At 47.4% G+C, this 26,928-nt stretch carries 27 protein-coding genes and 1 other annotated feature; of the genes, 10 read left to right on the top strand and 17 right to left on the bottom strand.

Features of this window, described 5'->3' with window-relative positions; genetic code table 11:
* Positions 1 to 64: 64 nt before the first annotated feature.
* Positions 65 to 310 (bottom strand) — a binding site (T-box leader).
* Positions 311 to 550: 240 nt separating this feature from the next.
* Positions 551 to 1,528, top strand: coding sequence for an aldose 1-epimerase (locus ABGV42_RS20675; protein ID WP_347383471.1), 978 nt, complete (start codon positions 551 to 553; stop codon positions 1,526 to 1,528).
* Between the two features lie 199 nt (positions 1,529 to 1,727).
* A complete protein-coding gene (locus tag ABGV42_RS20670) occupies positions 1,728 to 1,961 on the top strand; it encodes an alpha/beta-type small acid-soluble spore protein (protein ID WP_095292177.1) in 234 nt (77 codons plus the stop codon).
* 75 nt (positions 1,962 to 2,036) lie between these two features.
* Here the strand turns inward: ABGV42_RS20670 and ABGV42_RS20665 are convergent, their stop codons facing one another.
* Together ABGV42_RS20665 and ABGV42_RS20660 are read right to left on the bottom strand one after the other, a co-directional pair.
* Positions 2,037 to 2,450 (bottom strand): O-methyltransferase, encoded by a 414-nt coding sequence (locus tag ABGV42_RS20665; protein WP_347383470.1) that lies wholly within the window; start codon positions 2,448 to 2,450, stop codon positions 2,037 to 2,039.
* 319 nt (positions 2,451 to 2,769) lie between these two features.
* The gene (locus tag ABGV42_RS20660) at positions 2,770 to 4,569 is read right to left on the bottom strand and encodes a M3 family oligoendopeptidase (protein WP_347383469.1); all 1,800 of its coding nucleotides are present in this window, start codon (positions 4,567 to 4,569) and stop codon (positions 2,770 to 2,772) included.
* A 133-nt stretch (positions 4,570 to 4,702) separates the two neighbouring features.
* On the opposite strand from ABGV42_RS20660, the gene ABGV42_RS20655 reads away from it, so the two are divergent.
* Both ABGV42_RS20655 and ABGV42_RS20650 read left to right on the top strand, forming a co-directional pair.
* Complete coding sequence (locus ABGV42_RS20655; RefSeq protein WP_095361228.1) at positions 4,703 to 4,873, top strand: YycC family protein; 171 nt, start codon at positions 4,703 to 4,705, stop codon at positions 4,871 to 4,873.
* On the top strand, positions 4,870 to 5,103 hold the full coding sequence (locus tag ABGV42_RS20650) for a hypothetical protein (protein ID WP_095292183.1): 234 nt from the start codon (positions 4,870 to 4,872) through the stop codon (positions 5,101 to 5,103). Before ABGV42_RS20655 ends, ABGV42_RS20650 begins: the two co-directional genes overlap by 4 nt.
* 11 nt (positions 5,104 to 5,114) lie before the next feature.
* Here the strand turns inward: ABGV42_RS20650 and ABGV42_RS20645 are convergent, their stop codons facing one another.
* Positions 5,115 to 5,846, bottom strand: a complete 732-nt coding sequence (locus ABGV42_RS20645; RefSeq protein ID WP_347383468.1) for a DUF2225 domain-containing protein — start codon at positions 5,844 to 5,846, stop codon at positions 5,115 to 5,117.
* Positions 5,847 to 5,883: 37 nt separating this feature from the next.
* Positions 5,884 to 6,261 (bottom strand): globin, encoded by a 378-nt coding sequence (locus ABGV42_RS20640; protein WP_347383467.1) that lies wholly within the window; start codon positions 6,259 to 6,261, stop codon positions 5,884 to 5,886.
* Positions 6,262 to 6,824: 563 nt separating this feature from the next.
* Between ABGV42_RS20640 and ylbJ the strand changes: the two genes are divergently transcribed.
* Positions 6,825 to 8,078, top strand: a complete 1,254-nt coding sequence (gene ylbJ / locus ABGV42_RS20635; RefSeq protein WP_347383466.1) for a sporulation integral membrane protein YlbJ — start codon at positions 6,825 to 6,827, stop codon at positions 8,076 to 8,078.
* A gap of 105 nt (positions 8,079 to 8,183) precedes the next feature.
* Entirely contained in the window at positions 8,184 to 8,987 is an 804-nt protein-coding gene (locus ABGV42_RS20630; RefSeq protein WP_347383465.1) for an NAD kinase, read from the top strand.
* A 79-nt stretch (positions 8,988 to 9,066) separates the two neighbouring features.
* On the opposite strand, the gene ABGV42_RS20625 is transcribed toward ABGV42_RS20630, so the two are convergent.
* On the bottom strand, positions 9,067 to 9,462 hold the full coding sequence (locus ABGV42_RS20625; RefSeq protein WP_347383464.1) for a YutD family protein: 396 nt from the start codon (positions 9,460 to 9,462) through the stop codon (positions 9,067 to 9,069).
* Between the two features lie 14 nt (positions 9,463 to 9,476).
* Positions 9,477 to 10,376: a lipoyl synthase gene (gene lipA / locus ABGV42_RS20620; RefSeq protein WP_110756964.1), complete on the bottom strand. Its 900-nt coding sequence runs from the start codon at positions 10,374 to 10,376 to the stop codon at positions 9,477 to 9,479.
* 203 nt (positions 10,377 to 10,579) lie between these two features.
* Here lipA and ABGV42_RS20615 point away from each other — a divergent pair, with 203 nt between their 5' ends.
* The gene (locus ABGV42_RS20615; RefSeq protein ID WP_347383463.1) at positions 10,580 to 11,662 is read left to right on the top strand and encodes a M23 family metallopeptidase; all 1,083 of its coding nucleotides are present in this window, start codon (positions 10,580 to 10,582) and stop codon (positions 11,660 to 11,662) included.
* A 63-nt stretch (positions 11,663 to 11,725) separates the two neighbouring features.
* On the opposite strand, the gene yunB is transcribed toward ABGV42_RS20615, so the two are convergent.
* From yunB to zwf (ABGV42_RS20595), 4 genes are all read right to left on the bottom strand, one after another.
* A complete protein-coding gene (yunB, locus tag ABGV42_RS20610; protein WP_347383462.1) occupies positions 11,726 to 12,613 on the bottom strand; it encodes a sporulation protein YunB in 888 nt (295 codons plus the stop codon).
* Positions 12,614 to 12,870: 257 nt separating this feature from the next.
* Positions 12,871 to 13,515 carry a fructose-6-phosphate aldolase gene (gene fsa, locus ABGV42_RS20605; protein ID WP_347383461.1) on the bottom strand — a complete coding sequence of 215 codons (645 nt, stop codon included), beginning with the start codon at positions 13,513 to 13,515 and terminating at the stop codon, positions 12,871 to 12,873.
* An 86-nt stretch (positions 13,516 to 13,601) separates the two neighbouring features.
* Positions 13,602 to 14,495: a phosphogluconate dehydrogenase (NAD(+)-dependent, decarboxylating) gene (gene gnd, locus ABGV42_RS20600; protein ID WP_192270693.1), complete on the bottom strand. Its 894-nt coding sequence runs from the start codon at positions 14,493 to 14,495 to the stop codon at positions 13,602 to 13,604.
* Between the two features lie 122 nt (positions 14,496 to 14,617).
* Entirely contained in the window at positions 14,618 to 16,072 is a 1,455-nt protein-coding gene (gene zwf, locus ABGV42_RS20595; RefSeq protein WP_347383460.1) for a glucose-6-phosphate dehydrogenase, read from the bottom strand.
* Positions 16,073 to 16,489: 417 nt separating this feature from the next.
* On the opposite strand from zwf (ABGV42_RS20595), the gene ABGV42_RS20590 reads away from it, so the two are divergent.
* Entirely contained in the window at positions 16,490 to 16,810 is a 321-nt protein-coding gene (locus ABGV42_RS20590; protein ID WP_095292196.1) for a winged helix-turn-helix transcriptional regulator, read from the top strand.
* 354 nt (positions 16,811 to 17,164) lie between these two features.
* Here ABGV42_RS20590 and ABGV42_RS20585 read toward each other — a convergent pair whose 3' ends face one another.
* Positions 17,165 to 18,325 carry a Gfo/Idh/MocA family protein gene (locus ABGV42_RS20585; protein ID WP_347383459.1) on the bottom strand — a complete coding sequence of 387 codons (1,161 nt, stop codon included), beginning with the start codon at positions 18,323 to 18,325 and terminating at the stop codon, positions 17,165 to 17,167.
* A 119-nt stretch (positions 18,326 to 18,444) separates the two neighbouring features.
* On the opposite strand from ABGV42_RS20585, the gene ABGV42_RS20580 reads away from it, so the two are divergent.
* The gene (locus tag ABGV42_RS20580) at positions 18,445 to 19,314 is read left to right on the top strand and encodes an AraC family transcriptional regulator (protein ID WP_347384442.1); all 870 of its coding nucleotides are present in this window, start codon (positions 18,445 to 18,447) and stop codon (positions 19,312 to 19,314) included.
* Positions 19,315 to 19,525: 211 nt separating this feature from the next.
* On the opposite strand, the gene ABGV42_RS20575 is transcribed toward ABGV42_RS20580, so the two are convergent.
* On the bottom strand, positions 19,526 to 20,314 hold the full coding sequence (locus ABGV42_RS20575; protein WP_347383458.1) for a TrmH family RNA methyltransferase: 789 nt from the start codon (positions 20,312 to 20,314) through the stop codon (positions 19,526 to 19,528).
* A gap of 52 nt (positions 20,315 to 20,366) precedes the next feature.
* A complete protein-coding gene (locus ABGV42_RS20570) occupies positions 20,367 to 21,029 on the bottom strand; it encodes a potassium channel family protein (RefSeq protein ID WP_127538885.1) in 663 nt (220 codons plus the stop codon).
* A gap of 167 nt (positions 21,030 to 21,196) precedes the next feature.
* Here ABGV42_RS20570 and sspI point away from each other — a divergent pair, with 167 nt between their 5' ends.
* Positions 21,197 to 21,430, top strand: coding sequence for a small acid-soluble spore protein SspI (gene sspI, locus ABGV42_RS20565; protein WP_095292206.1), 234 nt, complete (start codon positions 21,197 to 21,199; stop codon positions 21,428 to 21,430).
* Between the two features lie 210 nt (positions 21,431 to 21,640).
* On the opposite strand, the gene ABGV42_RS20560 is transcribed toward sspI, so the two are convergent.
* The 4 genes from ABGV42_RS20560 to ABGV42_RS20545 all read right to left on the bottom strand — a co-directional run bounded on the left by ABGV42_RS20560 (position 21,641) and on the right by ABGV42_RS20545 (position 26,853).
* Positions 21,641 to 23,221, bottom strand: a complete 1,581-nt coding sequence (locus ABGV42_RS20560) for a peptide chain release factor 3 (RefSeq protein ID WP_347383457.1) — start codon at positions 23,219 to 23,221, stop codon at positions 21,641 to 21,643.
* A 344-nt stretch (positions 23,222 to 23,565) separates the two neighbouring features.
* Positions 23,566 to 23,964, bottom strand: a complete 399-nt coding sequence (locus ABGV42_RS20555; protein WP_239304100.1) for a DoxX family protein — start codon at positions 23,962 to 23,964, stop codon at positions 23,566 to 23,568.
* Positions 23,965 to 24,312: 348 nt separating this feature from the next.
* Positions 24,313 to 25,863: a glucose-6-phosphate dehydrogenase gene (gene zwf / locus ABGV42_RS20550; protein WP_347383456.1), complete on the bottom strand. Its 1,551-nt coding sequence runs from the start codon at positions 25,861 to 25,863 to the stop codon at positions 24,313 to 24,315.
* Between the two features lie 252 nt (positions 25,864 to 26,115).
* A complete protein-coding gene (locus ABGV42_RS20545) occupies positions 26,116 to 26,853 on the bottom strand; it encodes a YwmB family TATA-box binding protein (protein WP_347383455.1) in 738 nt (245 codons plus the stop codon).
* Between the last annotated feature and the right edge of the window lie 75 nt (positions 26,854 to 26,928).

The raw sequence follows: 26,928 nt of genomic DNA, 5'->3' as shown, positions 1-26,928 counted from the left end.
CTCATTTGTCGATCTAATTACCCGATCCTTCAACGCTCTACGGACGCAAAAAAGCCTCACATCCGCAAGGGACGTGAGACCGTGGTGCCACCCTTATTCGTGTTTTTCAGCCATGCGAAAAACACCTTCATTTTCCGTAACGTGGAAGAGACGTCCAACTCTACTGGGGTATGGTTTCTTTCTACAAACCTCACCTGTTCCAATCGGCACTCAAGGGGCCATTCGGTAAAGAGTTCACACCGGTTCGCATCACCCACCGGCTTTCTGAAGAGCTTTCTCTTGACTTACTTGTCCCTGTCATCGTTTTAATTCAATTCATATGTTATTGCCGTCTGAATTCCATCTTAATCCGCTTCACGCAGATTGTCAAAAATGGAATCAGCTTTTTTTACCCGCCAAGCCGAAATCTGTTATGATGGAATTGCTTATCCTGTTTTAGCACTCCCTCGGAAGGCTGCATAGGATTGCTGGCATGTACTCAATGACACGCCTGCAGCGGAGCATGATAGCCGCTTGCAGACAGATTTCAAGTGGGAAAAGGAGCATCGATATGAAACAAGTGACCAAAGGCCAATGGAATGGTTACGACACGTATATCCTACATAGCCGTGAATTGGAGATCACCCTGCTGCCGCGTCTAGGAAACAATATCATCTCGATTCGTGATCTGGTGCAGGATCGTGATGTCGTCCGCAGTCCAGAAGAAGATGATTTAGCTTTTTATTTACAGAAACCTTATCATTTTGGGGTTCCGCTTCTGGTACCACCAGGACGCATACATCGTGGACGCTTTGAATACGAAGGGGTTCAGTACCAGTTCGATCAGAATACGGCAAATGACAACCATATTCACGGTCTCCATCGCACCCAATCCTGGTGTGTCAGTGACATTGAAGAAGATGAAGATGGCTGTGCCATTACAACCGAATTACTGACTGCAAATGAAGAGCATTGGATGGAACAGTTCCCGATACCACTGAAGCTCGAAATGACGTTCAGACTGCAAAACTCCGTGCTGAGCCAGCGTCTTCGTGTCACCAATCTGGGTTCCACTCCCGCTCCATTTGGAATGGGATATCATACATGGTTCCTGCTAGACGGCAAGCCTGCCGAGTGGACACTCCAACTGCCCGTCTCCGGCGTATATGCCCAGAACGAGGAACAGCTGCCCACGGGCGAGCTTGAGCCTCTTGGTGAATGGGACACCTTAAACCAAGGCGTAAATATGCAGGGACGCAACTGGGATACGATTCTCAAAGCAGCGGAGGGTCAGGCGGCGACTGCCCAGCTCCGTCGTCAAGATGGATATATGCTGAACTACTCAGCGGATGAACAATATTTTAAACACTGGGTTCTGTTTACTAAGGGTGAATCCGATCAGTTTCTGTGCATCGAGCCCTACACTTGGCTCTCCGATGCCCCGAACCTCTCCCTGACGGATGAACAAACCGGGTTAATTCGTTTGGAACCAGAACAGCCCGTTGAACTTCTCACCCGAATTGAGGTTATTCCGCCTACCAAGGAGTAATCACTTTCAATCTTGTTTGTGCGAGTAGTACAATCCCACACATAATATTCCTTATAGCAATGTAGCCGATCCTGTCTGGATCGGCTTTTTCATGTGTTTTTCTAAATTTAAATCCCAATTTTTCCCTTACGCCATATCACGTATATTTCCGTATTCTCTAACCATACTAACATCACCAAGCCATAAGGAGGTGACACACATGTACGGAGGTCAAAACAGAGGTAGCGGAAGCCGTTCCAACAATCTGGTTGTTCCTCAAGCAAACGCAGCTTTGCAACAATTGAAAATGGAAGCTGCGCAAGAGCTGGGTGTAACAATTCCACAAGACGGTTACTATGGTAACTACACTTCCCGTGAGACAGGTTCCCTGGGTGGATACATTACTAAACGTCTGGTACAAATCGCTGAGCAACAATTGTCTGGTCGTTCTTAAGTCGGACTAATGCTTGGGTGATTAGCCAAAAAGCGGCCTTCTCCGGAAGTGCCGCTTTTGTGCATGTCTGCACAATTAAGATGTCGATTCCATTCCTGAATCCTTGTATGTATTTGTTCTAGGGTAACGAATCATAAGGTTAGCCATGTTGTAATTGGATTCCATGGTGGCGTCGACCAAAATCACACCTTGTCTTACGGTGAAATCATACGAAATTTCTCCATGCGTCCAGTTCTGCTTAAATTTTAAAGTCTCCAGTGCCATGGCGCGGAATGAGGAGCGCTGACTTTCCGTTAACCCCTGATCCTCCGCTTCCATTTGTCCATTTCGTCCAGTTATCGGATTATGTCGAATACCGAACTTCCCAATTACATTATTGCGTATTTGCACAAAAACTACACCTGAGTCCAACCCTGACAGTTCCTTATCAAGCTCTTTAAACACCAGATCCAACTGTCGCGCTAATGAAAGCTGGTTAATATTTACCATTAACGTTCCTCCTTTATGCACTTCATCCTTCAAAACAAGGACTTACGACTCATTATATGACAACATATATACTCATTCAACAAAATGAAACAAACTTGGGTATTTATGACTATAAATTGCACAATTAATTGCCAATCCGTCGTTTTAAAACGAGCTAATTCTTGATAAAACGACAAATTACACAAATCTGGCCCCTACTAAAATAACCAAAGAGAGCTGCATCCACATATCGGTTAACATGTGGTGCAGCTCTCTTATTTCATCTATGAGTATACGATGCAATCGATTCAAAATGCTTGGGTACCGCTGTCTGCATTTGTCACTTCGCGGATGCGGTCATTTCAAGGAACTGCTCAATATCGGCAATCACCAGATTGGCAGCATTTTGCCAGAAGTCAGGCTGTGTCAGATCTGTACCCAGATGTTTCTGTGCAAGTTCTTCCACGGTCATTCGCCCGGTATCTCTCAGCAAATCATCATATTTATCCGCGAAGGCTGTACCTTCCTGCTGTGCTCTGGCGTATATGCCCGCACTGAACATGTAGCCAAAGGTGTATGGGAAGTTGTAGAAAGGCACACCGGTCAGATAGAAGTGCAGTTTGGAAGCCCAGAAGTGAGGATGATCCGATGCAAGAACGCCACAGAAGGCTTCCTGCTGAGCTTCAACCATCAACTTGGATAACTCATCTGCATTCACCAAGCCCTTTTTGCGCTGTTCATAGAAGCGGTTCTCAAACAGGAAACGGGCATGGATATTCATGAAGAAGGCAACGCTGCGCTGAATCTTATCTTCCAAAAGAGCAAGCTTCTCCTGTTCATCCGTCGCTGACTGTACCAATGCATCGGCCACAATCAGCTCGGCAAATGTAGAGGCCGTCTCTGCGACATTCATGGCATAACGTTGATTCAGTGCAGGAAGCTCTTCCATAATATGCTGATGGTAGCCATGACCCAGTTCATGCGCAAGTGTAGACACGTTGGATGGCGTTCCGGAGAACGTCATGAATATGCGGGTAGCTTTGCTCAGCGGCAAAGAAGTACAGAATCCGCCTGGACGTTTGCCTGGGCGATCTTCGGCTTCAATCCAGCGTTTCTCAAACGCCATCTCTGCAAATTTTGAGAGCTTAGGGCTGAATTTGGCAAATTGTTCAACGATATTGATTGCAGCTTCATCATAAGTCACTTTACCACCCGACTTGCCTACAGGTGCATCGATATCGCTCCAGCTGAGTTTATCCACACCCAAAAGCTCCGCCTTACGTTCCAGATACTTCACCAGTGCCGGTTTGGCTCCATTAATGACGTCCCACATCGTATCAAGCGTTTGGCGAGACATCCGGTTGATGGCCAGTGGTTCTTTCAGTATGTCGTCCCAGCCACGATTCTCATATAACTTGAGACGGAACCCGGCTAAATGGTTTAATGTATCGGCACAGAAGTCTTCCACGTCCGTCCATGCCTTCTCCCAGCTGGCAAAAACTGTTTCACGCACATTGCGATCGCTGTCGCTCAGCTTGTTGGCAGCCTGTCCGGCAGACAGCATGATCGTTTCACCATTTTGTTCAAATGGAATGTTCACCTTGCTGACGATTGTATTATAGAACTTGCCCCAACCATGGTAGCCATCCACGCCCAAGTCCAGCGCAAGACCTTCCAATTCAGGGGACAGCTTCTCACGAGCCTGTGTACGGCTCTCGTTCAACACAAAAGCCAGAGGCTTGATATCTTCGCGAGCTACCCACTTCTCCCATACGTCATCTGCTGTCTGGCTGAGGAGGTTGTCAAAACGGGACTTGCTGCTGTTCAGCATGGCCGAGAGAGAACTGATGGACCCTTGCAGCTGGGTAGCCTTCTTGTCCTTCTGATTTTGCGACGAAAGACAAGATACAAACGCAGAACCTTCCGAAATCCGAATGTAACAGCTTTGCAGTAATTCCAAGATAGCGTCGAAAGCATATGTTTCTTCAAGTGTCTTAGGTGCAGCAGTTTCAATCAACAGGGTTTGGAGTTTGCGTACATCCTGCTCCAGCCGGGCCAAGTACGCAGCGAATGATTCGGAGGAAGAACCCCCACTAAAAATGGACTCCAGATCCCATACGGGTTTTAATGGTGTTTTCATTTAATAAAGCACCTCTCTTTTTGGGATTCAAGGATTCGAGCTAAAATACTTCAATTAAAAACTGGTTTTATGAGTGCTCTATCTCTATACTAGAGAAATAGTTTAAGCCACTTTTTTTCAGGAGGTAAATGTGATGAAACCTTTACAAATATCGGCTGACACAGCCGTCAAATTAGCAGAATCCCTTGGCGTACCGCTTGAGCATCTGATGCACATGCCCCAGCACATCCTGCTGCAGAAGATTGCAGAGTTGGCCAAAGAAGAAGCATCCAAACCAGCCCCTTCGGAAGGCGAGCAGGAATGATCCCTTTTGAAAACAGCTGGCCCTATGATATTGTCATGGGGGACATCTATGTACAGCAATGCCCGTTCTGCCAAGCAAGCAATGTGCTGCTGCCCCTCAAACCGAGAGAGCTTGTACGCATTCGTGAAGGCAAAAAGAAATTGCTGGTCTTTCCTTGTTGCAATGGAAGCATGACCGTTATTGATAACGACAGTGATTATCTGCTCTCCAGTAAACCTGTACGCAAATAATCGAAATTCACCTAGATGGGGCTGCGCTTAGCAGCCTCTTTATCTACTTCAATCATTTCTTCAGGCAGTTCCATCTTGCCGGAGATCATCTGTTCCCTCAGCACGGCCCACTGCTCTCTGGATGCCCGAATCATGGCCGCATCCGTGATCCGTTTATCGTGAATCACACGCCCGAACCATTTGACTGCCTCGTGGAAGTGGCCTGTTCTGCGATTCAGCTCACCAAGCAGGTACAGCAGCCTTGCTTCATTGCTGCCCGCGCCTTCCCGCTCGAACACTCTCACATAAGCTTCCAGACTGAATTCCAGAAACCGCCGTTCCTGCTCATGATCTTCCCGGTAACGATACAACCAGGCGATATGGTGCAGCAGTCCTGCTACGACGCGATCCTTCTCCTGGATCACCTGAGCACATAACAGCCCGAGCTTGTACGTAGCCAGGGCCTGATCCAATGTCCGCGCACCGCTGTAGTCCCGTTTCTCCCAGCGATTGCCGATCTGTTCCTTGAACGCAAGCCGCTGTTTGTCGCTTAGTTTGTCTGTTGAATTTTCTGTTGAAGCAAATCCGCATTCAGGACAGATTCGCACAACATAGAAATCCGGATTCTCCAGCTTATAGTAGGCACAAAAATCGGAATCTGTCCGATAGGGCCGCTTCAAGCTCGGTCTGACTCTGGAGGTTTCAAACTCGGTTTCGCAATAATGACATGTTATTTTTACCTTATATAGAGGCTCTAATTCCACTCGTTTCCATCCCTCTCCCGTTTACCTGTATTCGGAGTTACGGCGTATTCACAAAATGATGTGCCGGCCCCGACAAACGCTGCAGGATAAAAGAATGCAACGGCTCTTCCACACCGATCTGTGTCAACGCTTGATCCATGCATGCCAGCCAGGCATGTGCCCGTTCAACGGTCACTTCAAAATGCATATGGCGGGCACGCATCATCGGGTGACCATACGCCTCAGAGAACAACGCAGGTCCACCGAAAAACTGAGACAAAAACATGTATTGCTTGTCCATAACCGGCTGTAAATCTTCCGGAAATAGAGGAGCCAGTTGTTCATTTTGCTGGACGATAGGGTAAAAGGCTTCAACTAATGCCCGAACACCCTGCTCTCCGCCCAGATTTTCATAAATACTCAGATTGGGATTCATTCATCTAACCCTCACTAGTCATGTCGAATTTTGGCACATCTTACACATCAATGCTTAAATGTGAAAACAAAATTGAGATCAGGTTGCCATCACCTTTATCTTCATTCTATCAAAAAAATCCCAAAAGTCCTATCTAACATCGGCAAGTCAAGATGTCTTCGATCCTTTTTCTCTAGAGCCTCTTCACTTCGGAAGACACAAAAAAAGCACCAATCGCAAGATTGGCGCACCATATATTCCATTAATAACTTCGCCAGTCCTCTTCTTCAGAGCGTACAAGCGAGGCACGTATCACATAGACAAAAGCACAGACCAGGATTCCGGTGACAAGACTCATAATCATCACTCCATCCGATTTGAATTTCACCTTATTGGACAAATAGGTGACGTTCAGGCGTTTTTATCATTTTAGCATACATCGTTTAAAAATACAGCCATTTTTGCAAGCGCTTTCCGGATATTAATTTGTACTGTTTGTCCGCTTTTATTCATATATTGATGGCACAAGCGACACGCACTGCAGCAAAGCTTATCGACCATTATAAAATAAAGGAGAGGTATGCATGGCTGCTTCATACAAACTTACCCATGTCCTGATTACACTCGCTCTCCTGGTTCTCTGTTTTCTTATGGTCCTGTTCCCTGCAGAGACCTGGCATGCAAGTGTAAGAGGGCTCTCCATCTGGTGGGATGTGTTATTCCCCTCTCTATTTCCCTTTCTGGTTCTTTCCGAGCTGCTGCTTGGTTTCGGCATTGTCCATTTTCTTGGGACCCTACTAAATCCACTCATGCGTCCCCTGTTTCGGGTTCCGGGAAGCGGCGGTTTTGTATTCGCGGTCAGCTGCGCTTCAGGCTATCCGACAGGAGCGAAATTAACCGCCCAATTGTGGGATCAAAAGCTGGTTACGCGGGAAGAGGGTGAGCGGCTCGTGGCCTTCACCACCTCATCAGATCCGATCTTCATGATCGGTGCAGTTTCCGTCGGTTTTTTCCACAATGTAGCCATTGCACCCGTTCTGGTCGCTTCCCACTACGCCGCTGCCTTCATCGTTGGACTGCTCATGCGCTTCCATGGAAGGGCAGCTAGCTCATCTTCTCCATCCGCTACGCCTTCAACCACATCCGAGAAGTCCGGACGCAGCAGACTCATTCAGGCTATCCATGCCATGCATGAGGCACGAATGGCGGATGGACGGGCATTTGGAGAACTACTGCGTCAGGCTGTCTCCTCATCCCTTCGCCTTATTATTATCGTAGGTGGGCTTGTTGTATTCTTCTCTGTCATGATGGAGCTGCTCGTTCAGACCGGATCGCTTGGCCTGTTATATCAAATGACCGAACAACTGCTCACATTCATGAACCTGCCGCCGGCTTTATCGCAGAGTCTTGTAGGCGGTTTATTCGAAGTAACGCTTGGAGCCAAAGAAGCCGGAGGAGCAGGCACAGCCGTTCCCCTTGTTTATAAGGCTGCTGCTGCTGCATTTGTTTTGTCCTGGGGAGGATTGTCGGTACATGCCCAGATTATGAGTATCCTCAGCAATACACCGATGAGATATGGACCGTTTCTGTTTGCGAGAGCCATACATGCTCTAATCGCACCTGTACTTGTTTTATTACTTTGGGTACCTTTAATGGGTCAATCCGCATGGCCTGCCATGAGTGAGACCAGTGCTTCACCTGTAGCTACAGCTATATACTCACCAGATGCAGGACAAATTATATTTTTTGGATTCATGATACTTGGAAGCGTACTGCTCATGCTGCTGTTCTTTTCCCTGCTTCGTGCCCTGCTCTTCCCTGGAGGGATCCGAAAATAAGCCCCGATGGTTGTCTATATTTCAAATGAAAATCAATCCAACGTTGTGTTCTGCTCTGGAATTGATTATCATCGGTAATATAATGACCACAAAGGAGCTTTCATCTTGAGATACTATGTTCAAGACCGCGGAGACCAGTTATCGATTGATCTGAGTCAGCAGTTTCATGCGCTGGCGAAGGAAGAAGGGTTCAAGCTGGATGCAGAATCGCCGGAGATCGTCATCTCCATCGGAGGCGATGGTACAATGCTGCAGGCATTTCACAATTTCATCGACCGGATCCCGGACATTGCTTTTGTTGGGGTTCATACAGGCCATCTCGGCTTCTATGCCGATTGGAAGAAGGACGAATTGCAGGAACTGGTAAGATTGATGAGCGGCAAAGGAGATCCCGAACGCCTCAAACCCCGGATTGTAGAGTACCCGCTGCTGGAGCTTGAGATTCGTAAAAAATCGGGTAACACCTCCTATATTGCCTTGAATGAATTTACGTTAAAAGGTGTGGACGGTACGGTCGTAGCTCAAGTCGACATTAATGACGTGACCTTCGAGATGTTCCGGGGGGACGGGATCTGCGTATCCACGCCTTCAGGCAGTACAGCCTATAATAAGGCCCTGGGTGGAGCCATGGTGCATCCGACCATTGAGGCAATTCAGATTGCTGAAATTGCTTCGATCAATAACCGTGTCTATCGGACACTTGGTTCACCGGTTATTTTGCCCAAGCACCATCACTGTGACATTTTCTCGCGGAAGGATCAAAGGCTACTGCTCACAATCGATCATGTGAATGTCATGGTGGAGGATCTGATCTCCGTCCGTTGTCAGGTAGCACGTCACAAGGTAAGCTTTGCCCGTTATCGTCCCTATCCGTTTTGGAATCGGGTTCGCACCGCTTTTTTGGACTAGCCTGGTTTGGAAACAAGCTAATTTGCATGCACAAAGAGTACACACGGATATAATAACGCACAAAAAAAAGCGGCCCTTCTCAGGAGCCGCTTTTTGCTTTGGCTTGGGGCTGCTCTTTGCTCTTCTGAAGAACAAAGTAAGCACAGCCAAAGTTGCAATATTCATTGATATAATCCACCATGCTTGAGATGGTGGAATCTTTCGTGGCTTTGGGATGGTTGTCTCGATAAAAGCCTTTGAGCCGCAGCTGACTGTAGCCCCAATCCCCGATAATGTAATCGTAGCGTTCCAGGACTTCACTGTAACGGTCGCGGAAGACTTCCGGATTCCAGCCCTCTTTATGATTCTGCACGATCTCATAATTTTTCCCGTTTACCTGAACGATCACTTTTTCCTGTACTTTTTCTTGTGGTTTATCCTGAGGCTGGTCCTGGACCGTGTCCTGAACCTGCTCAGTGCTATTTTCTTCTTCCAATCCAGTGTCCTCCATTATGCGTGTGTTGCCGCCTGTTCCGCATGTTTTGCAGCCGATTTCACCTGTTCATGCGCATGGTAGGAGCTGCGCACCATCGGGCCGGATTCGACGTGGCTGAATCCACGCTTCAGTCCTTCCTGCTTCAATGCAGCGAACTCTTCTGGCGGATAATACTTCTCAACAAACAGATGTTTCTCCGACGGCTGCAGGTATTGACCAATGGTCATGATATCACAATCCACAGCACGCAGATCATCCATGGTTTGCAGAATTTCCTGATATTCCTCACCTACACCCAGCATAATGCTGGATTTGGTCGGAATGTTGGGCTGCATCTCTTTGGCACGAGCAAGCAGTTCAAGCGAACGCTTGTATTTGGCCTTGGCTCTAACTTTGTCTGACAGTCGTTCCACCGTCTCAATGTTGTGATTGAGAATGTCAGGTTTGGCATCCATCACAATTTTCAGGGAATCCCGGTCACCCAGGAAGTCTGGAATCAACACTTCTACACTGCATAAAGGCAAGCGGCGACGAACCGCCTTCACCGTCTCTGCAAAGATGGTCGCTCCTCCATCCTTCAAATCGTCACGAGCCACGCTTGTAATAACACAGTGCTGCAGGTTCATCTGCTCCGCTGCTTCTGCAACGCGTTCTGGCTCCTGCAAATCAAGTTCCGTCGGCAAGCCGGTATTCACCGCGCAAAAGCGGCATGCCCTTGTGCAAATGTCGCCCAAAATCATAAAAGTAGCTGTTCGATTGGCCCAGCATTCATAAATATTCGGGCATCTTGCTTCCTCACATACTGTATGCAGCGTTTTGGAACGCATCATCGTTTTCATTTCCTGATAGTTATCGCCGGTTGTCAATTTGATCCGAATCCAGTCCGGTTTCGGTTCCTTAACACGTTTAGCCAATGCGTAAACCCTCTTTCTAATGAAGTTAGGCTGTTGCTCGGAACATATTATACCATGAAAGCGATGGAAAAACCCCCATTTATCACATCTTGTGCAATCCTGCCTTACACGGATAAATTAAAGACTTTTGAAGAACGCTACGTTATAGCTTGGTTCACCGGGCACTCTGTGCATCATCTCAACGGAAAGGGGGCTGCTTCCCTGTGCAAGATCGCAATAGAACGCGTTTCACTCACTCTTTTTGGATTAAAACCCTACTCGCAGGCACATTGCTTCTCCCATCCTTGCCTGTTGATGTTCATGGTGAATCCTCCGCTGTACCGTCCAAAACCGAACCTGCCGAAATGAAACCTGCGGAGATTTTAAAAGCACGCCGAAGTTTATATGAAAGCATTGAACAGATTACCGGCATCCCCTGGTTCAGACTCGCAGCCATCGATCAATATGAACGGACGCTGACGCGTGCTCACCCCAAAGACCGCAAGCACCCCGAGCGATTGACCGGGATTTTCATGACGTCTCCCGCCTGGAGAGGCTGGCTTAACCCGGATGAGACGGATCAACAGCCGGGGTCCATCGCTTTTTTTAATGGATACGGCCGTGATGGTTCGGGAGATGGATTGGCGGATGCCAACAATGATCTGGATGTGCTATACAGCATGGCGAACGTGATTCAGAGATTCGGGACCCGTCAGGAGGACTTCAGCATTGCCCTGTGGGAATATTATCATAATACCCGGGCCGTGCAGCGTGTTCAGCAGTTCGCGAAATTATATGAGCATTTTGACAGCATTGATTTGTTTGGTCACGCATTTCCCGTTCCGCTCGGAACCAATTATTCCTATCGCAGCACATGGGGGACCAAACGCAGCTGGGGAGGATATCGTATCCATGAGGGAACGGACATTTTTGCTCCTCAAGGACTTCCTGTGCGCAGTACCTGTTACGGAGTCGTGGAGATTAAGGGATGGAACCCATTTGGCGGCTGGCGGATCGGTATACGTGATTTGAACAACCACTATCACTACTATGCTCATCTATCCGGCTTTGATAAAAATGCCCATATTGGCGAAGTCGTAAGCCCCGGTCAAGTCGTGGGCTGGGTAGGCAGCTCGGGCTATGGTAAACCGGGCACACAGGGTAAATTCCCTCCTCATTTGCATTACGGAATCTACCGGGATACCGGACTGACGGAATGGTCGTTTGACCCATATCCGCTATTAAAGCATTGGGAACGGGAAGAACGCGAGCAGAAGAAGGCTAAGGCCAAAGCCAAAAGCAAATAAAGAAAGAAACGGGACCTCTTAGAAGAGGATCCCGTTTTTTGTTGACTGGTTTCTTCATTCGATTCAATGATTCACGTCTGTATCAAGTGGTGAACCACCGTTTTCACCTGAAAGATCAGGTTCAGGTTCCAGTTCCAGCTCCAGCTCATCTCCCTGCAGATGACCTCCTGGTGTCTGCTGCTGATTCTGCCCGGAAGGGTTCGGCGTCACCCCAGTACCCCCGGAAACGCCAGGCTGTCCTGATGGCAGCGCAATGGATGGTGCACTGCTGCCGTTGCTGCCTACAGGCTTGCCCTGGTTATCGTAATAATACATCGGCACATCCCCGACTACGAGCAGGTAGGATATCGGTATTTCGGTATCTACCGTCTCGGGCTCCATGTCGAAGGGAACCACGACAGCCACTTCGGCAATGATATGAATGTACACCTCAACCAGAATCATGTTAATTCCAGCATTCTGCTGCCTGGTGTTCAGATCCACCTTTACCGCTCCCTGAGGTTCGATACGAACGGGGATATTCGGGCCAAAGGATGCCAGTACAGGACTCCCCAAGGCCTGACCAAGGGGAATTTTTTCTTTTAACATATGCACATTCTGTAAAGTGGACTGCACAATATTCATCGTACTTGCGGTAATTCGCATGTGCTCATCATAGTTCAGCATGAAACCGGAGACCTTACCGGCAGTATCGGTTTTCCAGTCAATCAATCCTTCGGTCGATTTGCCTTCCGCTACCTGTGCGGTAATGGCCTTGTTGATCGCTTCCGTGGCAATCTGCTTTACCCGGATTTTGGCCAAATGCATAATTGGAGGCTTCATTTTTTTATCCACATAGGCAAAACCCTGCATCAAGCAAAATACCGCTACCAGTAAAATAATCAGCCACATCTTGCGTTTACCGCTTGGCGGCTTCCGTCGTCTTCGGCTCCGCCATTTTTTTCTCATCATCGGGTGTCCCTCCCCCTGCGGGATGAGCTATAGGGTTATATGTTATCCTTATGCACTGTTGCCCCGAAAAAGAAGGACAGCACCCGTGTGACAGGGACATCATCCGTTTATTAAATAGGATAGGCTCTGAATTAGCCATTTCTCCCTTCTTTCTTCATAAAAGAAAAAGCCCTCACCTGCAGATGGCTCTGCAAGGTGAAAGGCTATAATCCAATATATACTCTTATGCTTCATAAGCAAGATAAGTCTGCGCAAAATCATTTAGGAACAGTTTCCCAGTCCTTCAGGAAGCGCTCGATGCCACTGTCTGTCAGTGGATGTTTCCACAATGTCGGCAGGAGCGATCCAGGAATCGTCGCAATGTGCGCACCGGAAAGGGCAGCATCTTCAACGTGTTTGATATTGCGGATGCTTGCTGCAATGATCTCGGACGGCATATCATACATATCCAGGATCAGACGCAGATCACGAATCAGCTTCATGCCATCCACCGCAATATCATCCAGACGGCCAACGAACGGGCTGATGTAAGTCGCTCCAGCTTTCGCTGCCATCAGGCCTTGTGCTGCCGAGAAGATCAGGGTTACATTGGTTTTGATTCCTTTTTGCGTGAGCTCATGACAAGCATACAGCCCATCTTCGGTCATCGGTAGTTTAATGACTACATTCGGTGCCCATTCAGCAATTTCATAAGCTTCCTTCAACATATCTTCGGCTTTGAGACCGATGACTTCAGCACTGACCGGGCCTTTAACAACGCCACAGATCTCCTGAATCACTTCTTTAAATACTCGGCCCTCTTTGGCGATCAAAGAAGGGTTAGTCGTGACTCCATCCACCAGACCAAGACGTTCAATCCGTTTGATTTCCTCAACATTCCCTGTATCCAAGAAAAATTTCATGATATGTTCCCTCCACTTGATGAATTTTTAAACACGATGATATTCATTACCCGAACAACCTTATATGTTAACAGTTATATATGAACTTAATTTTTTTCTACAGCGTGGCCGCCAAATTCGTTACGCAGTGCTGCTACCACTTTACCTGTGAAGGTATCAGTCTCCAGGGAACGGTAACGCATCAGCAACGACAATGCGATAACCGGTGTAGCGGTTTGCAGGTCAAATGCCGTTTCCACCGTCCAGCGTCCTTCGCCGGAAGAGTGCATTACCCCTTTGATTTCATCGAGATTCGCGTCTTTGGAGAATGCACGCTCTGTCAGCTCCATCAGCCAAGAACGAATAACGGAACCGTTGTTCCATACGCGAGCCACTTTTTCGAAGTCGAAGTCGAAGCCGCTTTTCTCGAGTACGTCAAAGCCTTCACCGATGGATGCCATCATACCGTACTCGATACCGTTGTGCACCATTTTAAGGAAGTGACCGCTACCTGCTTTACCTGCATACAGATAACCGTTCTCTACTGCAGTGTCTTTGAATGCTGGCTCAACAATTGCCCAAGCTTCAGGATCTCCACCGATCATGTAACATGCACCGTTACGCGCGCCTTCCATACCGCCGGAAGTACCTGCATCCATGTAGTGGATACCGGATGGTTTCAATTCCTCGTAACGACGGATCGACTCTTTGTAGTGGGAGTTACCTGCTTCAATGATGATATCGCCTTTGGAGAGCAGCGGGCTTACTTCAGCCAGTACAGCATCTACCACATTGTGAGGAACCATGATCCAAAGTACACGTGGGGATTCCAGTGATTCAACCATTTCTTTATAAGAAGAAACGCCTTGTGCGCCGTATTCTTTCATTTCGTTTACTGCTTCAGCATTCAAGTCAAAAGCAACCACTTCATGTTTGTGGTCAATCAGGTTTCTGCCCAGGTTCAATCCCATTTTGCCCAATCCAATAAGTCCAAGTTTCATGATAAATCCTCCTGTTATGAACAATTATAAGTTTATCTATATCAAAAATTTTTACGGCCTTCCGGCGAGCACCGGAAGGACTTATGCAAAATTGGAACGGTATGTCTGGTTATTAGTTGTGCTTACCACCAACGGTAGCCATTCTCTGCAGTCAGACGATCTGCGGATGCAGGCCCTTGCGATCCTGCGCTGTACGTATCCAGCGGTACGCTGCCATCCTGGAAAGCTTCCAGAATCGGTTGTACCCACTTCCATGCCAGCTCCACTTCGTTCCAGTGAGCGAAGAATGTGGAATCTCCACGCATGGCGTCAAAGATCAGGTTTTCGTAAGCTTCCGGAATATTGCGTTTGCCTGATGCGAATGTCATGTTAATTGGCTCCACTTCACCGTGGTTCAATGGATTTTTCGCATTCAATTGCAGTGAGATGCTTTCCCCCGGACCAATTTCAATGGTCAACAGGTTAGGCTCTGTTGTATTTTCAGATTCATGACCTGTTTTGAGCGGTGCCTTGAACTCAACGACGATACGGGTGGATTTCTCGGCCAGGCGTTTACCTGTACGAATGTAAAAAGGAACCTCGCTCCAGAATGGATCATCGATCCACAATCTCGCCGCAACATACGTATCATTCTGGGAACCAGCCGGGATACCAGGCTCGTCCAGATAACCAACAACGGAATTCCCTTGCAGCTCACCTGCTCCGTATTGGGCACGAACCACTTCAGAAGCAATGTTTTCTTTTGTCAGTGGACGAAGAGCTTCAGCGATCTTTTGCTTTTTGAATTGAATTTCTTGCGGTGTGCAGCGTTTTGGCAAATGCAGGGCAATCATCATCAGTAATTGAAGCATATGATTCTGGAACATATCGCGAACTGCACCACTTTGGTCATAATACGCAGCACGTTCTTCAACGCCTACCGTTTCACTAGCCGTAATTTGTACATTGGCAATGTACCGGTTGGACCACAATGCCTGAATGACCGGATTCGCATAAGTGAGGGTTTCCATATTTTGAACCATCGGTTTGCCCAGGAAATGGTCAATGCGATAAATTTCTTCTTCAGCAAAGGTATTGCTGAGTTTCTCATTCAGTTCACGTGCAGATTGCAGATCGTGTCCGAATGGTTTTTCAATAATCAGCTTTTTCCAGCCTTTCGTGTTACCCAGGCCGCTTTCCTGAATGTTCAATGCGATTGGCTCAAAGAATTCTGGTGCAACCGACATGTAGAACATTCGATTTTCCGGAATGCTCAGTTCTTGTTCACGCTGCTCGACAATTTTCAGCAATTTGGTGTAATCTTCAAGCTTCGTATTGTTCAGAGAACAATAACGGAAAGCTCCAATGAAATCACGTACCTGGGATTCTTCTTCAGGCGTTTGCCGTGAGAATTCATGCAGTGACTTTTCGACATTCGCCTGGAAGTCAGCATCCGACAATTCACGCCGTCCAAGACCGATAACGGAGAAGGATTTAGGCATTTTTTGATCCATGTACAAATTATATAATGCAGGGTAAATCTTGCGTTTGGCTAAATCGCCTGTTGCCCCGAACAGGACAAATGTCATTGCGTCCATTGGAGTGCCTCCTGTGATCTGTGCAGTATAGTATATGATGGTGCAAAATGTTCAAATCCAAGCATGACAAAAGACGGAATAAGTGGGTGCGTTGACCCGCCTTGCCTCCGTTTATATAACATACCTGAATTTAACCATGGAACATTCCTTCTCTCCACAACCTTAAACCAAGGTTATAAATTGTAACCATTTGAATTAACGTTACCCATATTACACCTGTCGTCACAATTCGTCAACAATCGTGTCTAACGTGTGAACACCAGTGTTTACAGGGTTTTTATTTTATGTTAACGCTTTATGTGGTAAGATTATAAACAATTGGTATGTGATATTTTATACATAAGGCTTATAGACGGCCAGGTTACAATAAGTATACTAGTGCTATAATAAGCATAACTAATTCAAAGGAGTACAATTATGAGCGATGATGAGAATGCCAAGCAAATATGCGAAAAGGTGGAACAGTCTTATCAGATCATTGGCCGGAAGTGGGTTGCCCTCATTATTCATGCGTTGATGGAAGAGCCCAAACGATTCAGTGAAATTCACGCTTATATCCCTGACCTGAGCAAACGCGTCCTGAATGAACGAATGAAGGAACTGGAGGAAGAAGGTCTGGTCGTGCGCCACGTGGTTACAGAGCGACCAGTTCGGACAGAATATATGTTGTCCCGCAAAGGGACCGAGCTGGGAAGGGCATTAAGTGCCGTGGAGCGATGGGCGGATAAGTGGCTGTAATGCTTTTCGACAATTTGCGCCAAACTTGCAAATAACATTCCCTTTCGATCCCCGGAGGGCGTTTTCCTCGTTTAAGTGGGTTTGGCTATAACCGAGAATAGGATAAATTTTTTCACCAAAGCATATCATGTTGTTTAGTTAAGTCACATTACATGTCACTTATAATATTCCCAAATGTAAGATCAGGACATCCCTGAAGAGAACTTAAGTAGTCTATCTATTGTCCATAATCATGGTAGGTTAGATAACATATATGTATGGGTTACAGATCTAGAAAAAAAGATGCCGCCTCACTTTATCATGAGACCTTGGCATCTTTTTGCTAATCATTCCTTTTGCTAATCATTCCTTTATTCATTCGGATTCCAACTTGCTCCCAAGTGTAATACCCAAATCTTCGAAGTTCTCGACCGCCGTCTTCTTTTCGTAAAAGTGCACCGCATGCTGCATCATACCCTCACGTGTGTAGAACGCATCCCCTGATTCCAGAGGAAAGGTAACCTTCTCTCCCGTGCTCGCGGACTTATAGATCCCTACGATCAGTTCAAGTGTATTCCGCCCACTCCGTCCATCTACCAGTAGAGGTGATCCGATCTCGATGGCATTTAGCACATTCTCGACCTGACCAGCGTGACCGACATGAATGACGTCCGGCAATGCGTCGGCCTTGTTCTGTATCTGTTGTTCCAGTTCCGGATTCGGTTGCGGGAATCCATTACTGCGTGCTGTAGAGGCAACCACTTTCCATGGTGCAGATACCCGGGCCTCTTTGCCTTGAAAAATTAACTGCTGCTCCTCTCCGTGATGCACCACGGAACTGGTAATCATGCCGAGCGCTCCTTCGGGGAACCGGAGCATCGCCATTGATACATCCTCCACTTCAGCATTATCATGCGACGTATTAGCCATCATGGCCTGCAGCTCCACGGGTGGACCCATCATCCAGAGCATGGCATCAATATGATGCACTGCATGATTAAGCGTACAGCCGCCGCCTTCTTTTTCCCAAGTGCCACGCCACCACAGATCGTAATAGTTAAGTCCCCGCCACCAGAATGAATCCACTTGTACATGTACAATCGGACCCATAAGCTTACTATCCAGCACGCCCTTAAGCTTCATCATCGGTGTGGTAAACCGATTCTGGGCCACAATCGATAGAAGTTTCCCACTCTGTTCTGCTGCTTTCAGCATCTGGTCAGCTTCCTCTAGAGAGGAAGCCATCGGTTTTTCCACCAGTACATTGGTACCCGCATGCAAAAAGTCACACGCAATGGGAGCATGTGTATACGGCGGAGTACAGACAGAGACCACATCAATATTTTGGCTCAGCAATTCTTTGTAATCCGCTACTGCCCGTGCATTCTCCAGTCCATGTTCATTAATTCGTTTCTGGGCTTTCTCAGGATACATATCAACCACAGCTACAATCTGACATCGATCGGGAAATGCCAAATAGGCTGAGATATGCGCTCCACTGATTGCACCAGCTCCTATAATCGCCACTTTTAACATCTGAACATACCTCCCTTGTTTCCTACACAATACACAATTATTAAGCGCTTTTATGCGTGTATCTTGTGTTAAAATAAAAGGATCTTGCGCTCATGCTGAGGGAGGAAATGACGTTGTCCATGTTAGGCAAGGAGCAGTTCAACCTGGCTTGCCGCCGCACAGCCACCACGACTTTTCGTGAAGTATTTCATGCCCATTCCCAGATGGAAGTAACCTATATTCATGATGGGTATGGTCAGTTAATTACGGAAGGCCAGGCTTTCCCGCTTAAACCCGGAACGCTGATGATTTTCCGCCCTTTTCAATTGCATCAGGTACAGATTCAAGTTACGGATGAGCATCCTTTTGTCCGCAGTGTACTCATGTATGATCTGGAATTGCTGAAGGAATCCTGGCAGCATTTTAGCACTTCGCATCATTTTGTACAGGAACTGCTGGGACAGCAGTCACCTATTGCACCGTCCATCCTGCCTTCTTCTTCAATGCTGGTTCAATTTATGGAACAGTTTGGGCAGCATCATCCCAACATATTAGAGAGAGAAGCGGAAGAGGAGGCGATTCGGCTCTTTTTACTGAACCTGCTCGTTCAGATAAAATATGTATGGGAAGAAGGCAAGCAACGCCCCTCCCAATCCGTTCATCCAACTTCCACCAGTCTCCTTCATCCCCATGCCGAAGCCGTCATGCAGTGGATTGAAGAACATTACCAAGAACCTTTTCTTCTTAAAGATCTCGCTGCAGAGCTGCACATGTCTCTTTATCATCTGTCTCATGTATTCAAAAAGGCCACGGGAACGACCATTGTCGCATACACCCAAGCCACCCGTATTCGTCATGCTTGCGTATTACTTGCCCGTACATCTTACAGTGTCCCGGAAATAGGCCACCGTGTGGGCATGTCCACCCCATCCTACTTCTGCAAAGTATTTCGTAATGTAACCGGCACAACTCCGCATCAATACCGGTTGAACCTGCAAGGGAGGGGATGAATTCAGAATACGTTACATTGAAAAAAAGCGAAGGAACATGCCCTCCGCCTCCAACTATTTTGTATCTGAGTTAGTTTTATGTATTATTCCTACCTATAAGAAAAAAAGCTCATCCCTATCTCTTCACAGAAGTAGGAATAAGCCGAATTATGTCCTTTTGGAACCTTGTCCTATATGGTACTTGCATTCAGTTCAGCATAATGAGTACATCTTACACCATCCGCTGTCTCATCGCTTCAAACAAGAGGATGGTGGCCGCCATTGCGGCATTCAATGATTCTGCTTGTCCCTGCATCGGTATCGTAATCGCATCATCTACGAGCCTTGCCGTAGACTTGGATATCCCTTTGCCTTCATTGCCGATCACAAGCCAAACCGATTGTGTGAAATCATAGCTATAACATGAATACTCTGCCTGCAAAGAGGTACTTACGAGCTTCACGCCCGCTGCTTTTGCTTCCGGAAGCAAGGATTCCAACTGGCCTTCCACAATGGGCAAATGAAACAGAGATCCCATCGTTGAACGAATGGTCTTCGGATTATACACATCGGCAGAGCCTGCACCGAGCACTACACCGGCTGCTCCGGCTGCATCAGCACTGCGGATGATCGTCCCCACATTCCCTGGGTCCTGCACTCCATCGAGCACCACAACAAGCCCGCGTGCTCCAGATGTCAGAATTTCCAGTGACTCACGGCCTTTACGGACAATGGCAAAAACAGGCTGCGGTGTCATCGTATCTGTACATTTGGCAATCACAGCAGGAGATACGCTAATCCATTCTATACGTTGAAGTGGTCCTTCAAGTCCCGCCAGTTCAGCTGGCACACCTTGTTCCCCATCGTAGACAATGCATTCCAGATCAGCCTGTGCACGCAGTGCCTCCTGTACCAGGTGAATGCCTTCAATGATATATTTATGCTGACGGGTACGATGCTTTTTCTCCAGCAGCTGTGCCCATTCCTTCACGCGTGAATTTTGCGGTGATACTATATCCATCTTTCCATCCTTCCCGTCTGCCGTTCAATTTACTTCAGGTAACTCTGAAAGATCACTTCGGATAGGCGAGCTCCATTTTCGTCAAATGGTCTTTGTGACCCACAATGATCAACACATCCCCAGCTTCGATCCGATCCTCGGCATACGGAGAGATATTCATGGAATTCCCGCTGCGGATCGCCATGACGTTACAGCCGAAGCGTGCACGGATGTTGAGCTCCAACAGGTTTTTGCCAATCATTTGCTCGGAGGCTCTCATCTCCAAAATGCTGTAATCTTCAGACAGCTCAATGTAATCCAGTATGTTTGGGGAGGTCAAATGATGGGCTACCCGCAGCCCCATATCCCGCTCAGGATAGATGACCTTGTCCGCTCCAATTTTTTGCAGTACTTTACCATGAAGCTCATTTTGTGCTTTGACGATCAGAACAGGTACACCCATATCTTTCAAAATCAGGGTCGTCAAAATACTCGCCTGAATATCTTCACCGATTGCCACAACGACAACGTCGAAATTTCGTATACCCAGCGCTCGCAGCGCTTCTTCATCCGTTGAATCTGCCGATACAGCATGAGTCACCACATTGGACATTTCCTGGGTCCGCTGCTCGTCCGCATCAATAGCCAGCACATCGAATCCCATGCCACTCAGCGCATTAGCCACACTTGATCCGAACCGCCCCATGCCAATTACGGCATACTGTTTCTTAGCCATTAGGGTCTTAACCTCCCGCTGCACTTCAGCTCTTGCGCATCCTTTCGGATGTCAATGCTTACTTAAATATCCTTCGTAGTATACCACAAAGCCGGATAAACTTGAATGCGCTCACGCTTCCCAGGGAACAGTATAGGAGCAGCCGAATATACGAGGAGGGAATTGCGATGCCAATTACATTAAGCCTGCGTGAAGCGATTGTTCATAAAGTTCATGACAAGAGTGATGATCAGCTCCGGGAGATGATTGAAGGTTCTGTGGATGGACCGGAAGCTGCACTGCCAGGACTTGGCGCCATTTTTGAAATGATCTGGAAGAACACTGATTCTGCGAAGCAGGATGAGTTGATTCAAGTCGCGCAGGAGCATCTGCACACCATCCCCGTTCAACCGCTTCGCTAAATCGAGGTATGGAGAGGGATCGGTAACCGTCATCACGTTTGTTCTGTCTGCAAAAGAAAGCTTTCCCTTATTCGGCTGGATCATACCCGCCACATAAGTAAGGTGCGAAGCAAACAGATCCCCCCGCCAGACGGCGGAGGGATCTTTAACATTGGTGTATTAAGCCTTATACTGCTTCAAATTACGAGATTGCTCCGAGATGAGCCTCACTTATGGAGCTGTCTCGAGGAATTGGGCAGTCGGGTTTTTGTCGATTGCCGTTCTCATCGCATACTCGTTCTCGAACAGGACAACATAGTTCCCCTTTTTATCCCTCACCAAGGTAGAGTTAATCCGGAATTTGCTCGGATCCAGATTCTCGTCCACAATCCAGCGAGCAAACTGATAAGGCATGCGCTGCAACTGTACATCTACCCCATACTCGCCTTTCATCCGGTATTCGAATACCTCGAACTGGAGCTGACCTACAACACCGAGCAGTGTTTCATCGAAACTTACGGTGTTAAAGACCTGAATCGTTCCTTCTTCCGTCAACTGGTCGATACCCTTTTGGTACTGTTTATGTTTCAATGCATTTTTGACGGTTACTTTGGCAAAAATCTCTGGCGAGAAGGTTGGCATTTCATCAAATATAACCTCACTTCCCTGACTAAGCGAATCGCCAATCCGGAAAATACCCGGGTCAAATAATCCGATGATATCGCCAGCATATGCCTCTTCTACGATATCCCGGTCCTGAGCCAGAAATTGCTGTGGTCGGGACAGTTTAATCTCTTTCCCCACACGGTTATGCTTAACGCTCATCCCCCGTTGGAATTTACCAGACACGATCCGCAGGAACGCGATACGGTCACGGTGTGCCGGGTTCATGTTTGCCTGGATTTTAAATACATATCCGCTGAACTTCTCATTCGTCGGCTCGATCTCACCCGCGGTACTGTGACGCGGCTCAGGCTTAGGAGCCAGCTGCAGGAAGTTCTCCAGGAATGTCTGCACACCGAAGTTGTTGATGGCACTGCCGAAGAATACCGGTGTCAGCTCTCCACGTTGTACCTTCTCCATATCGAACTGATCTCCTGCAACATCCAGAAGCTCCAGATCCTGACACAGCTGATCATGAAGATATTCTCCCGCCATCTCGCGGATAATCGGATCTTCGTAGCCATCTACTTTTTGCACTTTAATCGTGGAGTGGTCGTCCCCTTGGAACAATTCCACCTGGTTTTTCATCCGGTCATACACGCCGCACAGATCGCGTCCTGTACCAATCGGCCAGTTCATCGGTACGGAGCGAATACCCAGTACGTTTTCGAGCTCTTCCATCAGATCAAACGGGCTTTGTCCTTCACGGTCCAGCTTGTTGATGAACGTGAAGATCGGAATGCCGCGCTTCGCACAAACCTGGAACAGCTTGATGGTTTGTGCCTCGACACCTTTGGCCACGTCAATCAACATGACTGCACTGTCTGCAGCCGTCAGTGTACGATAGGTATCTTCACTGAAGTCCTGGTGACCCGGCGTATCCAGAATGTTTACACGATGACCTAGGTAATCGAACTGCATGACGGAAGATGTAACCGAAATCCCCCGCTGTTTCTCAATTTCCATCCAGTCACTTGTAGCGTGCTTGCTTGCTTTCCGCGCTTTTACCGTACCGGCGAGACGAATCGCGCCCCCGAACAGCAACAGCTTCTCGGTCAATGTAGTTTTACCCGCATCCGGGTGAGAGATAATGGCAAACGTCCTGCGTTTGTCCACTTCCTGTTGAAGAATGTTATCTGTTTTGCTCATAGGTTCTATCCCTTTCGTCCGTTCATTCAACGTTAATTACCGGCCTGGCCGGTCTAATCTCAATCTTTTATGCAATCCGGCGATACCGGTTGATTGTTTCCTTCGATTTTTGCACATTAGGTTTAATTTTACACATTTACAACGGAGTTCATCCTCCCTATTCCTGTGCTGCTATAACAAACCGTTAACCTGCTTCTTACCCAACTCTCCTATTGTACCATAATCTTTACCGAAAATAACCGATTACCTGCAACGGATTCTTCACTTTTCCAATCGCAAAAAAAGAGCACCTTTCAGCCAATAGATTGGCATCCAGGTACTCCTAATTCACGTTCCTAGCTTACTTAGAATATCAATGCATCCAGCGCGTATTGTCCTCCACCAGTCAGAGCCAATGCCACACCGATCACCAGGATCGCGAGATTATACTCAAAACCGTTTTGTGTAGACCAGTATCCATTCGCACCATGAACTTTCACAATCGCTATCACCATGGTCAGTGCAATCAGAATGCCACCTACTGGAGTCAGCAGACCCAGAGCCAGCAGCAAGCCGCCACCGAATTCCGCCAAACCTGCCAGCAGTGCAACGAGAGCGCCAGGCTTCATCCCCATGGACTCAAACCATCCGCCTGTACCCTTGATCCCATAACCCCCGAACCAACCAAACAATTTCTGTGCACCATGAGCCATAAACGACAAACCGATCACCAAACGAATCAACAAAATTCCTACATCCAACATGTCCTTTTCCTCCATTCAAATAGTTACAAAATAGTATTCTTAGATTAAAGATATTATGCTAAAATGTTCCTTCATGAATGTCCTCGTAACCCCTTCACCTGGTTCAAATTTCATCTCATGAATAATCTATAGGTTCGAAGAACTCCTTAGAACTCCTTCGTCCGTTTTTCTTTTTGCGTAATTCTTTAACTCTTGAGTTGAGTATAAGTTATTCACTTACTTTTTGTCAACAACTTAATTTTACTTATTATTTCATCATCATTCTCTTCCCTCTCTGTCGCAAAAAAAAGCCCGGAAGAACGCGCACTCACGTCCTATCCAAGGCTTTTGACCACAAGATTTACTTGATTAGTTGTTCACTTGCCAAATAACACTATCTTCGTCCTGCCCATTTACAGGCCACCAGTGGAAACCATCCTGCTCCAGCAGCTTCCCTGTTGCTTCCGGTCCCCATGTGCCTGCTGGATACGTGTACAGCTCTCCATGATTCTCAGCCCATGCCGCAGCAATACGGTCGACAAAAGACCATGCCGTCGCCACTTCATCCCAACGGGTAAAATACGTGGAATCTCCTTCTGCCGCATCATGCAGCAGACGCTCGTACGCTTCTGGCGAGTTGATTCCGATCATGCAGCTCTGACAGAAGTCCATTGCAAGCGGCTGAATTTCGGAGTCGGAGCCCGGTTTCTTGGCATTGATTTTGATATAGATGCCTTCCATCGGATTCACTCGAATCACGAGCAGATTCGGTTCCAGTTTATATTTTTTGCCCAGATATACATTGTTCGGCATGGATTTGAATTCAACCACGATCTCAGTCGTCTTCACCGGGAGACGCTTGCCTGTCCGAATGTAGAAAGGTACACCTGCCCAGCGGAAATTATCCACAAATACACGTGCAGCAAAATAAGTCTCCGTATTCGACTCCGGATCAACCTTGTCCTCCTGACGGTACCCTGGAAGCTGTTTTCCCCGGTACTCGCCTTCCGTATACTGCCCACGCACAACGTTGCTGCTTACCTCTTCATCGGACGTGAATGGTCGCAAGGAACGCAGCACCTTAACCTTTTCATCCCGAATATCCTCGGGAAATAGGCGGCTTGGCGGCTCCATGGCAATCATCGTCAGCATCTGAAGCATATGATTCTGCCCCATATCGCGCAAGGCACCGGAATGATCGTAGTAACCCCCACGCTCTTCCACACCAACGGTCTCGCCAAGCGTAATCTGAACATTCGCAATATGCTTGTTATTCCAGAGTGGTTCAAAAAATGCATTACCAAACCGAATCACTTCAATATTCTGCACCATTTCCTTACCCAGATAATGGTCAATCCGATAAATTTCCTCTTCACGGAATACTTCACGGATCTGCTCATTTAACTGCTCTGCAGATTGCAGATCATACCCGAATGGTTTTTCAATGACAAGCCGGTTCCAACCGCGGCTTTCCAGCATCCCTCCATCACGCAAACTATAGGAGACACTGCCGAATAGCTCTGGTGCCAGGGCCAGATAGAACAGCCTGTTCCCGGGCGTTTTGAACTTCGCTTCCAAGCCTTCTGTTTGATCCCGCAGCTCTCTGAAGCCATCCACATTATTAATATCAAGAGATTTATACTCAAAATGTTCGACAAACGCATTCCACTCACCAGGTTCCCCTGCCGGATAGCGGCAGAACTCCTTAATAGATTCATGGATGTCTTCCCGGAATTGTTCTGGTGTCCTAGGACGTCTGGCTACACCAATAACCGCAAAGTCTTCGGCTAGCTTGCCTTCGCGGTATAGACTATAGATTGCCGGAAACAGCTTCCGTCGGGCCAAATCGCCCGTTGCTCCAAAAATGAAAAATACTGCGCCAGGCGTCTGCACCTCATCTTGCATTTGTTTTTCGACCATGGGCTCCTCTTCCTTCCGGGAAGACTCATTTCTTAGGCTCTTCCCGAGCTATGTAATGGTGTTATATATGCACAACATACAACCGACAATTACCAGCAACTTCCTCTTGGATGTGATGCCATTTTAGCATATTGCCTGAGTGGTTGCACTAATTTTCCTGATAAAGGTTCTCGTTATTCCTCCAAAATCCCCCCGGAAAATTCACCTATACATACTCATAATCAAGATGATATTTACACGTAAAATATCATCTCAATATTCGATCGTGATTACCGGAAATCCTAACGTAATACGATTGCTTCCTTTGTCATGATCCTGATGTACGGCGATCTGCATGTTCAGGACATCTGAGCCACTTTGGATTGCCGTCGGCAGCTCAGGTACTCTGTAGGATACACTTGCTGTGTTGTCGTCCGTGTAACGTTCTGCTGCATGCATACTCAGCCGCCCAGACAGCTTAACTTCCGTCTCTTCTAGTTGATGGCTGACAGATGCATCCGTTGTTCCTGTGCCTTGGACTGCAAGGTTCCATGTCGCTTCCACCTCAGATCTTGCAAGAAGCTGATCTACCTGTTCGTGCAGAGAAATGAGTTCACTTGATTCAGTTAAACGACTTCCCGCCAACTGTACAATGACATAGTATCCGTTTTCTCCAGTCACGACCGCATTCACCAATATTCCTACATGCTGCCCTTCAGCCTGAATCTCACTGCGATACACATCATGACCTGTCAGCCGACCCAGAACCGGTTGCGGCAGTCCCAATTGCTCCGACAACCGAGCTGCTTGTTCCTCTGCACTCCCTGTCCCTTGTCCCTGCCATTTGATAATCATGCGTTCCACCTGATCCATCGCCGCGTTTGAAGTATGTATTAGCTGTTCCAACTTGACGCCCTCTGACTCACTTTTCTCTGCATACACCTTAGTCATGCCTATAACAATAATAAGTGCCATGGCCACTATACCTGCAGTCATCCATCGGTTTAACATGCCATATCCTCCGCTCTCTCTTTCAATTCTATCAATCTATCAACAGCATGCCCCTTTTCCGTATTTGCTAAACTT

Source organism: Paenibacillus pabuli (genome assembly GCF_039831995.1).
Taxonomy (GTDB): domain Bacteria; phylum Bacillota; class Bacilli; order Paenibacillales; family Paenibacillaceae; genus Paenibacillus; species Paenibacillus pabuli_C.
This window is presented reverse-complemented; position numbering and strand designations above follow the sequence as displayed.

Bases quoted from the DNA above. Each gene is read 5' to 3' on its own strand.
- ABGV42_RS20570 (WP_127538885.1), bottom strand. From the start codon at position 21,029: ATGGCTAAGAAACAGTATGCCGTAATTGGCATGGGGCGGTTCGGATCA.
- gnd (WP_192270693.1), bottom strand. From the start codon at position 14,495: ATGAAACTTGGACTTATTGGATTGGGCAAAATGGGATTGAACCTGGGC.
- ABGV42_RS20650 (WP_095292183.1), top strand. From the start codon at position 4,870: ATGATCCCTTTTGAAAACAGCTGGCCCTATGATATTGTCATGGGGGAC.
- zwf (WP_347383456.1), bottom strand. From the start codon at position 25,863: ATGGTCGAAAAACAAATGCAAGATGAGGTGCAGACGCCTGGCGCAGTA.
- ABGV42_RS20670 (WP_095292177.1), top strand. From the start codon at position 1,728: ATGTACGGAGGTCAAAACAGAGGTAGCGGAAGCCGTTCCAACAATCTG.
- ABGV42_RS20585 (WP_347383459.1), bottom strand. From the start codon at position 18,325: ATGTTAAAAGTGGCGATTATAGGAGCTGGTGCAATCAGTGGAGCGCAT.
- ABGV42_RS20640 (WP_347383467.1), bottom strand. From the start codon at position 6,261: ATGAATCCCAATCTGAGTATTTATGAAAATCTGGGCGGAGAGCAGGGT.
- ABGV42_RS20590 (WP_095292196.1), top strand. From the start codon at position 16,490: ATGAGCGATGATGAGAATGCCAAGCAAATATGCGAAAAGGTGGAACAG.
- ylbJ (WP_347383466.1), top strand. From the start codon at position 6,825: ATGGCTGCTTCATACAAACTTACCCATGTCCTGATTACACTCGCTCTC.
- fsa (WP_347383461.1), bottom strand. From the start codon at position 13,515: ATGAAATTTTTCTTGGATACAGGGAATGTTGAGGAAATCAAACGGATT.
- ABGV42_RS20560 (WP_347383457.1), bottom strand. From the start codon at position 23,221: ATGAGCAAAACAGATAACATTCTTCAACAGGAAGTGGACAAACGCAGG.
- ABGV42_RS20545 (WP_347383455.1), bottom strand. From the start codon at position 26,853: ATGTTAAACCGATGGATGACTGCAGGTATAGTGGCCATGGCACTTATT.
- ABGV42_RS20555 (WP_239304100.1), bottom strand. From the start codon at position 23,964: ATGTTGGATGTAGGAATTTTGTTGATTCGTTTGGTGATCGGTTTGTCG.
- ABGV42_RS20675 (WP_347383471.1), top strand. From the start codon at position 551: ATGAAACAAGTGACCAAAGGCCAATGGAATGGTTACGACACGTATATC.
- zwf (WP_347383460.1), bottom strand. From the start codon at position 16,072: ATGGACGCAATGACATTTGTCCTGTTCGGGGCAACAGGCGATTTAGCC.
- ABGV42_RS20580 (WP_347384442.1), top strand. From the start codon at position 18,445: ATGTTAGGCAAGGAGCAGTTCAACCTGGCTTGCCGCCGCACAGCCACC.
- sspI (WP_095292206.1), top strand. From the start codon at position 21,197: ATGCCAATTACATTAAGCCTGCGTGAAGCGATTGTTCATAAAGTTCAT.
- ABGV42_RS20575 (WP_347383458.1), bottom strand. From the start codon at position 20,314: ATGGATATAGTATCACCGCAAAATTCACGCGTGAAGGAATGGGCACAG.
- yunB (WP_347383462.1), bottom strand. From the start codon at position 12,613: ATGATGAGAAAAAAATGGCGGAGCCGAAGACGACGGAAGCCGCCAAGC.
- ABGV42_RS20655 (WP_095361228.1), top strand. From the start codon at position 4,703: ATGAAACCTTTACAAATATCGGCTGACACAGCCGTCAAATTAGCAGAA.
- ABGV42_RS20660 (WP_347383469.1), bottom strand. From the start codon at position 4,569: ATGAAAACACCATTAAAACCCGTATGGGATCTGGAGTCCATTTTTAGT.
- ABGV42_RS20665 (WP_347383470.1), bottom strand. From the start codon at position 2,450: ATGGTAAATATTAACCAGCTTTCATTAGCGCGACAGTTGGATCTGGTG.